Source organism: Pseudomonas sp. UYIF39, assembly GCF_029963765.1.
Lineage (GTDB): Bacteria > Pseudomonadota > Gammaproteobacteria > Pseudomonadales > Pseudomonadaceae > Aquipseudomonas.
In genome coordinates, this window is the sequence record NZ_JALBYU010000039.1 from 21,512 (window position 1) to 28,817 (window position 7,306).

Sequence of the window (7,306 nt, forward strand, 5' to 3'; positions counted from 1 at the left end):
CAGCAACCGTGTCCGTCACGGGGTTGGCGTGTAGGGCAAGAAGGTGATGGGACCACGGTCCAGGCCCGTACTGCTGCTGGTGCTGAGGACCCTGAATATGAACGTCCCGCCCGTAGAGCTGGAAACAAAGGCCCGGGTGAGCCCCTCACTGTTAGTGGTGGGGCCAAAGCGGATCGCTACGGTGTCGGTGTTCGTCGCCAGACTGCCAGTGTCCGCCGATACTTTGAGGGTCCAGTTCACTGGGGCGTTGATACCTAGGTTGCGGTAGCTGTCTTGCATAACGGCGTAGAGCTCGACTTCAGCACCGGCCGGAACGTCACCGGTCGGCACCTCAGAGGCCAGCGCTGGCGGAAAACGGTACGAGCCGGCATCGGCAATGACCTGCACAGAGGTGGCAGGTTGTTTTTCGCCCAGGTCCAGCCAGAACAGCGGGGTGTCAGCGCCCAGGGTACGGCCCGGGATAAAGTTCACTGATACCTCTCCGTCCTCGGTGGTCGCCCCTTCGACAATCGTGCCCAGGGTGGCTTGCCAGTGAACATAGACTCCTTTCATCGGCCGGTTTTGCATGTCTGTGACGGTCACCTTGTAGGTGACTGTTTCTCCAGTCTTTCCGGCAATCACCGTGTTGTTACCTATCAGCTCGCACGTGACCTTCGCCGTCTGGTTCTGCTCATTGCTGGCCGTGGCGAGGGCCGGTTCGGTTGTCTCGGCAAGACTCAGCAAGGCTTGCTCGGCCGCCACCTGATAGGCTGTTTTGTCTGCACCATCAGTGGCGCTGGCTGGCAGCTTGCCCATCAGAAAAACCGTCCGCGCATCCATGCCGCTACGAGCCGACATCCTGCGCACACGCATCAACAAATCCAGCTGTTGCAGATTTCTCACCAAGGGCTCGCTGATCGATTGGGCACACTCCAGCACCTCTTGGGCGCTCCAGGCGAAAAACACCGCCAGCCTGGCCGCCGCTGCTTGCTGGACCAGGTACAAGGCATGCGCCGACGGGCCCCCATGAGCCGGGTCGGCTGCCGGATCGTAAGGCAGAGCCGCGACCTCGCGCAGATAATCCAGCAGCCGGGCCTGCGGCTGTTCGCTCATCGTGAAGGCGCGGGCCAGCACCGTCAGGTAGTAGAAGGTACTGAGCGAGACCGCCAGTGGGTCCGATTGCGTCATCCACTTGCGATTGCCGTAGTCGAGGTAGTCCTGCAGCACCTCGACACTCAATTCCAGTTTCAGGACGATCTCACTGCGCCGACGGACTTCGGCCAACTGCAACAAAAATTGATCGCCTTCCAGGCTACGCCCGCCCCGTCCTGCAGCTGTCTCGGGGTCTGACACTGAACGTGTCAGCACCTGACGCAGAAAGGTATCCACGCGTCCATTCGCCCACGTCAGAACCGGTATCACCTGTTCCGAGGCCAGCCCGGTGTAAACCGCCAGGCATTCCTTGACCACCGACAGCTGGGCCGACTTCGCCAGCAGCAATACGTTAAGCATGTTCTCGACGATGGCCATGTACATCGGCTCATAGCGATCACCCAGGCCGTAGATGACGGCTTTGAGGAGTTTTTCGCGAGCGATCGTCGCGTAATCAGTCTCACCCTCGTCCGACGTCGGTTGGGTATTCACCAAGCCGTCGCGTTCGACCAGGCCGCTCAGCAAGTCCAGCCAATCCGCCCCACCGTCCAAAGAAGGCACGCCTGCCATCAGCAGTTCGGCGTTGGTAAACAGCGTGCCTGTGAGCAAGTTGCGCACCGGCTCGAACAACTGCCATTCGGCCGTGGTTTCTTTCTGTGAAGTGGCCGGTGCAGTCACCTGCTGCAACATCCAGCGCACCTCCAGGTTGTGCTCGCGGCACCAGCCCACGCACGCGTGCAGGGCCTGGATGACCACCAGCACGTTGGGTGTGTTTTCGGTATGCGCCTGGATTCTTGGCACACCGGCCACCGCCCTGAGCCAGGTCTCGCCCCCAAGCACCGTCAACAGCAACACCCCTTCGATCGGTGTGATGCCCAACAGCCTGGACAGTTTCACCAGACGATAGAAGCTCGAAACAACGGCCGGGGTTCGGAGCAGCTTGCCGTCCGTGCGGTTGTGGCCCGAGGCAATCGCTTGCGCCAGAAAACCGTAAGTCAGCAGATCAATACCCAGGCCGCTGCACAGTCGGTTGATCGTCGTTTCGGTTGTGCCGGCCGGCGGCAGCAAGTCAAACGCTAGGTGATCCAGTTGCAACGCATCCGAATAATTGCCTTTTGAATTGAATGTCCGATCAAACAGCGACGGTGTATCGCCCCGACCATAGAACGACACCTCATGAATAAACGCCGCAAAATCCTCTGCCGTGCAGCCATAGCGTTCACGCAATGTTTGAAACAGGCCGAGAGCCTGCACGCTGTTTTCCGTGATCCAGTACAGGGTTGGGGTGGGTGTCTCCGCCTTGATCGCCGCCGCAAGCAACGCATCGACCTGTTCGGGCGGCAACCCCAGCCATTGGTCAAGGCGCAACTTGCGGTTCAAACGGTCGATTTGGCCGTGGGTGACATTCGTCAGGCGGTGCAGGGTCTCCGTAGCGACGAACTCAAGACCGATGGAAGTGGCCGCACCGGCGTTGATATAGACCGAACCCGACTGGGTGCTGCTGACGGGCGACGGGGTCGGTTCTGTTGGCCCCTTAGGTGCATTGGCGGACCGCACGGGGGCAAAGCTGCCCACCGACAGCAAGGCTTCCAGTTGCAGGGAATCGAGCTTGGTTCGTTCGCAGAAGAACGGTACGTTTTTGTACTGGCACCACTCGTTGGCGAGCGCGCCGAAGTGACGCAGATAGAATTCAGCCTGATTACCTGTATCGCCAGTGAAATGCGCAGCCTCCGTCAACATCTCCCGCTGATAAGGCCCCAGCCGCGAGGCATGGAACAGTGCCCGCGGTGCATCGCTGTCCAGGGTATGCGGTTGCAGAAAGTGCGGCGTGGCCAGGTCCACCAGATGCGCCACGTCACCGACCGACAAGCCGTTGTGCCGGGCGACATAGTTCAGGCTGACCCAATGCTGGTAGTACGGCAGCCCGTTGGGGTACCGGGCCTGGAACAGTGCAGCTTCCAGATCGGTCATTTCAGGCTTGTGCTCGGTGATAAAGGTTTCCAGCACCGGGACGATGATGTCCACCGCCGACACCGGTTGATACACCGCATTGGAGTCGATGAGCAGCTCTCTGAGGTCTTTGCGCCGATTGTGCAGCGGTAGTTTGTCAGCCGTGCCGACCGTCTCGATTTTTGTCTTGATCCAGTCCAACAGGTCAATCAGATAAGCCACGGGGGAGTAGACAGATTCCAGTGCTTGCGGCGGGCAAAATTTGTCGAAATTCACGGCAAACAGCTTCTGGAAACTCGGCCCTTCCATCATCGATAACAGCCCGCTCTGCGGCCCCACCGCCCGTGCCGGATCACCAAACAAGGTGTGTTCGATAAACTGCCGTCGCACGTAGATCGCCAGGGCATTGGCCGGTTCCAGGAAGGTTTTCGCGTCGAGTTCGGTCAACCCGTACGTGCGCATCACCCCCCCCACGCCCTGTTCCACCAATGGGAAAATCGAGCCACCGTCTTGCAGGTAGGTCGCCAGACTGGCGTAGCCGTGACGCTGCTCTTGCTGGCTGAACGTCTGTTCAAACAGTTGCAGGGCGGAACGATTCGGGGAGGTAGCCATGTTCAAGCTCCTTGCATCGGCAACCGAAGGTGTCGAACATCTCGGTGGCGGATTACTCTGTGGATTCGACAGGGTGATTTGGCGCAATGGCAAGGCTTAGCGTCTACTGTCAGAACTGACAGTAGACGCTACCTTTCGTCGGATTTCTCAGCCTAAGACTTCGACCCGGGCGGTGATGAAACCACCTCGAAGCGGGCACTGTCGGCCCAGTCCGAGTAGGTCCAGAGCACATCGTCACGGTGGATGAGCTGTTTGAACCTGACCCAGTGGCCGCCTGGCAACAAACGCAGGCTCGACTGACCTTTCCAGCCCTCATCGGTGACGACGATCTCTTTGGCCAGCACCCGCTCGGGGTTGTACCAACTCACTAGAACGCCCACGCCGGTTTGTCCCTTGCCTGCAAACTCCACCGGGTCGCTGACCCATCGACCCGCCGCAGGCACATCGACGCTAGGCACATACGCGCCCAGCACCACGGGCCGCTCCTCTGACGGGTCTGAGTTGAACTCACCTCGCGATTGCACGGCCATTAACGAACAGCTGCCATCGGGCCGATCGAGCTCGACCGCCACCGACCAGGTGCGATCAGGGCGCACCGACGCACGCCCGAGCACCGTTTGCGGCTCATCGCTTAACGCCACCGCGACCTCATCGCCCGCATAGCCGAAACCGGACACCACCACCTGCCGGCCAACCCGCTCGACCGCGACCGGGGTTTCGATAGACGGCTTCGCAGGCACCACGCGAAAAGCCTGACGCGGGCTGTCCTTCGACGGCCGCGTTTCAAAGGTTTGGCGGGCCCAGAGGGTTTTATGCCCGATCTCCAGCGTCACCGCCTCGCTGCTCCAGTGACTGGCGGTATTGACCAACAGACCACTCAGTAACGGCTCAGCAACACCTTCCAGATAGACATCGACCCGGGCACCAGGCATGCCGGCACCGGAAATGATCGCCGTACGCGCGATTGCCCCCCCCGGTGCCGGCACCTCGATCACCGGCGGCAGCACCACCACCTTGAAGACATGCACGTCAGTGCGTTCGGAGGTTCGCGAGCCCATGACCTGCACGGCGTAAATCCGATACTCGCGAAACCCCAATCCTTTGAGCGCCACAGACCAGTGGCCATCCATGCTCAGGATTGCGCTTGTCCCAAGAAGATGGGGATCGAACTGAGCATCCCACAGCTGAACCTGCCCACCGGCCACACCCTCTGTGCCCTCGACCAGCAGATCACGCCCCACCTCCTCGTTGAACTCCGGTGCGGTGAACACCGGAGTGGGAAGCGTGCGGTTCACCGAGAAAGACATTGTTGCCGGCGGCGAATCCTGATCGGCCCATCGCTGTGTGACCGTGACAGTGTGGGTGGTGTCGACTTCGAACGGTGTGGGCCGCGAATACCTCCAGGTGCCGCTGCCTAGTACCGTGGCGGTATAGACCTTTGGGTCGTCGCTGAATTTCAGATTGACCTGCGCCACGGGCCAGCAGGTACCCTCGAAGATCGGCGTGGTCTCGTTATCGATCATCCTTGTGATGACCGGAGCGAGCGGGGCAATGGTCACCTGAAGTACAACCCAACCGTCGGAGACAACCTGGCCCAGCCGTTGTCGCAAGTGAACCTCACGCTTCAACGTCGGCCCCCAGACGGCAGACGCCAGGCTTGACCAGCCTCCGCCGATCACCAGCGCATCCGGTGCAGCCTTGTCCACACGGTTGGGGTTGAACAGTTCGACCGTGGCGCCGTTGTAGCCACTGCCGAAGAAAACCGGTGTGTAGTCCCCGGTATGGCGAACGTCAGCAGGTCCATGTAGCGCCCAGGTGAAGGTGAACGCATAAGGTGTCGAAACAATCCAGCCAAGGTCGTTATCGGACACTTTTTGTGTGGTCGAAAAACTGTACTGACCGGGAGGCCAATTCGTGGCCTCAACGGACCAGGCGTTGTTGACGACCGTCACCGGGCCCAGCGTTGGCCCACCCGGCCCGCTAGTGATCTCGACCGTGGCGCCGGTGTGGCCGACACCAGAGAATTTCACCGATGTTTCGGTCAGGTACTCCACATTGACAGCAGTGAATGCGGGGGGGCGGACTTTAAAAGCACGATCACTGCTGGACGCAGACGGTCGGTTGCTCAGCGTCTGCCTCACAACAATTGAGAAAGGCCCGACCGGAAAGTTGACATAGGTCCCCCAAGTACCATCGTTTGAATCTACCGTAACAAAACCTATTCTGTTTTCTGTCAAGTCCTGGAAAATTTCGATGAGGGCTCTCCGGACTCCCTTTGTTCCGCTCACCCAGATTCTGGCATCGTAAGTAACACCTGACTCAGGTGTGCTGATGTCAGGAACAGCTAACGACGGAACCTTGACCTGAAATGTAACCGGCTCGGTGGGAACTTCATCACCCGTGATACCTATCATCACGGCGATAATCTTGTGCTCACCGTCCACAAAAGGAACAGAGCCGATCGACCAAGGCCCCCCTGGAGTAGGTTGCGGATAGGCGATTCCCAATAAGGTCTGGGTGCCGTCAAGGTTGATTTTGCGTACATGAATCGAAAAGGGCAGCCCCCCCCTTCCGCTGATCAAAACGCCCGGCGTAGTAATGACTCCATTGGTCGAGGGGCTCGTTATACGAAATTTTTCAAATTCATTATCTGAACCCTCCACAGAAGGTCCATCGAGATCAGTGGACATAAGAATTCCTCCGCTCAGCGTTTTCCGAATGAGGAAGCTTTACGTAAGGGCCGCCTTTTTTACACCTGTCAAATGTGACAGTTAAGACGAACGGTCATCCTGCACCCCATCACTTTCCCCAATGTTTTCAACGCTTCAGTCCGCGGCTACAGCACCTTGCGCCGTTGCCTACAGATCCGCCAGAATCCGCCGGCTTGTGCGCCTTGGCCTTGCCCCGTAACTTGATCCGCGTCGCTGCCCATCAGCGATCGGGTTTAGTCGCCCGGAGGTGATAAGAAGGTGCATTGCACTCCATACGGTCAGGTAATCCCTATCCTTGCTCGTTATGGTGACTGTGCGCAGGGCGCCCTCGGGCGCGCCGGTTTTTCTTGTCTCCTCCCGGTCGACTAACCTGCGTACAGCCGCCACCCCTTCGTTTAGTCGCGAATTGGTGGCAGCCCCACTAAAGGAACAAGAATATGTTCAAGGCAACACCGAATCCCCCCGAAACCGACCCGGTTTCCCCCTACTCCACCCTCGATTCAAAAAAACTCCACACTGCCGCCGACATCGACTCCCTCCGCTCATCCCAGAGCCGTGCCATGGAAATGTTCACCGTCGTCCCCGATGCAACCGCCGAAGCCCTGACCATCCAGACCTACGAAACCTTTTCGTCGGTCAGCATTCTGCTGCTGGACCTGGCAGAAAGCCTGGACGACAAGCCGCGACATCTGGCGATGGCGATTTATCAGTTGAGTGAGTTGGGGTTGTTGCTGGTGGGGAGGTCGCTGGAGAACGAGATGGCGATCAAAACGACATAGCGCTTTAACCGTTTGGTTTCTGTTGATTCCACTGACGCTATCGTCGGAACGCCGCCCGGAGCAAGCTCGCTCCCACAGGGGATCTGTGGTGTTCACAAATAATGTGTTCACAGAAGATCCAAT

General features: G+C 59.0%; 3 protein-coding genes. 1 reads left to right on the forward strand and 2 read right to left on the reverse strand.

Annotated features, from left to right (window positions below):
* Positions 1-15: 15 nt before the first annotated feature.
* Both MO767_RS29295 and MO767_RS29300 read right to left on the reverse strand, forming a co-directional pair.
* Positions 16-3,693: a Tc toxin subunit A gene (locus tag MO767_RS29295; protein WP_282483362.1), complete on the reverse strand. Its 3,678-nt coding sequence runs from the start codon at positions 3,691-3,693 to the stop codon at positions 16-18.
* Positions 3,694-3,845: 152 nt separating this feature from the next.
* Positions 3,846-6,383 (reverse strand): hypothetical protein, encoded by a 2,538-nt coding sequence (locus MO767_RS29300; RefSeq protein WP_282483363.1) that lies wholly within the window; start codon positions 6,381-6,383, stop codon positions 3,846-3,848.
* 458 nt (positions 6,384-6,841) lie between these two features.
* Here MO767_RS29300 and MO767_RS29305 point away from each other — a divergent pair, with 458 nt between their 5' ends.
* Positions 6,842-7,183, forward strand: coding sequence for a DUF6124 family protein (locus MO767_RS29305; protein WP_282483364.1), 342 nt, complete (start codon positions 6,842-6,844; stop codon positions 7,181-7,183).
* Positions 7,184-7,306 lie beyond the last annotated feature (123 nt).

Bases quoted from the DNA above. Each gene is read 5' to 3' on its own strand.
- MO767_RS29295 (WP_282483362.1), bottom strand. From the start codon at position 3,693: ATGGCTACCTCCCCGAATCGTTCCGCCCTGCAACTGTTTGAACAGACG.
- MO767_RS29300 (WP_282483363.1), bottom strand. From the start codon at position 6,383: ATGTCCACTGATCTCGATGGACCTTCTGTGGAGGGTTCAGATAATGAA.
- MO767_RS29305 (WP_282483364.1), top strand. From the start codon at position 6,842: ATGTTCAAGGCAACACCGAATCCCCCCGAAACCGACCCGGTTTCCCCC.